The sequence below is a fragment of the Pseudoxanthomonas sp. LjRoot204_2 genome (assembly GCF_056175765.1).
This window is the reverse complement of sequence record NZ_JBGFFG010000594.1, coordinates 1-1,673: the sequence shown is the minus strand read 5'-3', so window position 1 is coordinate 1,673 and position 1,673 is coordinate 1. Positions and strand designations below refer to the sequence as shown.

Sequence of the window (1,673 nt, the reverse complement as noted above, 5' to 3'; positions counted from 1 at the left end):
AGATGCGGGCGGCTTCGGCGTCGCCTTCACCGCGCAGCTTCTGCGCATCGCGTTCGGCCTCGGCCAGCAGCACGGCGACATCGCGGTTGGCCTGTGCTTCGACGATCGTCGCCTGCTCGGCACCCTGCGCACGCAGTGCACTGGCCACCTGCGAGCGTTCCGCGCGCATGCGGTTGTAGACCTGGTCGATGACTTCACTGTCGGTGGGCAGGTCGATCTGCTTGAAGCGGATGTCCACGACCTGCATGCCGAGGTTCTTGGCACCGGCGTTGATGGCGGGCAGCTGCTTCTCGATCAGTTCATTGCGGTTGCCCGACACCAGCTGGGTCAGCGTGCGCGAGTTGATCTCGTTGCGCAGCGACTCCTTGATGATCGGCGCCAGGCGTTCGGTGGCCAGCTCGGCCTGGCCGCCGGTCGCACGGTAGAAGTCCGCCGCGTTGACGATGAAACCGATGGCGATGAAGTCGACGCTGACGTCCTTGCGCTCGGAAGTGAGCGAACGTTCCGGCGGGAACTCATTGGCGGTGAAGCGGCGATCGAACACGCGCGCGGTTTCCACCAGCGGCAGCTTGAAGTGCAGGCCGGGGCCGATCTCGCTGCGCACCACGCGGCCCAGGTTGAGCACCAGGCCCACCTGCCCTTCGCGCACCACGAACACCGAGCCCATCAGGCCCAGCAGCACCGCCACGACGATGCCGACGATCAGGGAATTCTTCATGGCTGCGCCTCCTCACGGCCGGCCGGGCGTGGCGTGCGCGCCGAATTGCGGGAACTGGACGGGGTGCTTTCGACCTGCGGCAGCACCTCGGTCGGGATGACACCGGCCGGCGGCTGCGTCGTCGCCGGCGCGTTGCCCATCGGCACGTAGATCAGCTGGCGGCTGTCGCCGCCGACCACCTTGCGGTTGCCGGCCAGCACCTGCTGCACGGTATCCAGCCACAGGCGCTTGCGGGTGACTTCCGGCGCGTTGCGGTACTCGTCCAGCAGCAGGCTGAAGCGGGTCGCGTCACCGGTCGCGCGGGCGATGGCGGCGGTCTTGTAGCCCTCGGCCTGGGTACGGACCTGCTGCGCATTACCGCGGGCCTCGGGCACGACCTTGGCCGCATACGCGCGGGCCTGGCTGATGACACGTTCGTTTTCCTGCTGCGCGCTGTTGACTTCGTCGAAGGCCGGCTTGACGGCTTCCGGCGGACGCGCGTCCTGCAGGCTCAGTTCGGTGACGACCAGGCCGGTGCGATAGGCCTCCAGCGAGGCCTGTAGCGCGGTCCCGGCGGTGGCCGACAGCGGGCCACGGTTGTTGAGGGCGGCGTCCAGGTCGGAACGGCCGATGACTTCGCGCACGGCGCTCTGCGCGGTCTGCTCCAGCACGCGGGTGGCGTCGGTGGTGCCGAACAGGAACAGCTGCGGGTCGCCGACGCGGTACTGGACGTTGAACGAGACGGTGATGATGTTCTCGTCGCGCGTCAGCACCGGCAGGCTGTTGCTGAAGGTGCGCACGCCGGTGGCGTTGACCTTGGTGACGCTTTCGATCGGCCAGGGGAATTTGAAGTTCGGGCCCGGCTGCATGGTGCGGTTGTACTTGCCCAGGCGCAGCACGACGCCACGGTCCTGTTCGCCGATCAGCTGGAAGCTGGAGAACAGCACCAGCAGGCCGACGCCGACCAGCACCCAGC

Annotated in this window: 2 protein-coding genes; both read right to left on the bottom strand. The window is 67.8% G+C overall.

The annotated features are described in order from the left end of the window. The coding region (gene hflC / locus AC04L7_RS18200) for a protease modulator HflC (RefSeq protein WP_475513633.1) at positions 1 to 718 on the bottom strand (718 nt) is incomplete at its 3' end. Further along, a partial coding sequence (gene hflK / locus AC04L7_RS18195; protein WP_475513632.1) for an FtsH protease activity modulator HflK occupies positions 715 to 1,673 on the bottom strand: 959 nt, incomplete at its 5' end. The genes hflC and hflK, both read right to left, overlap by 4 nt.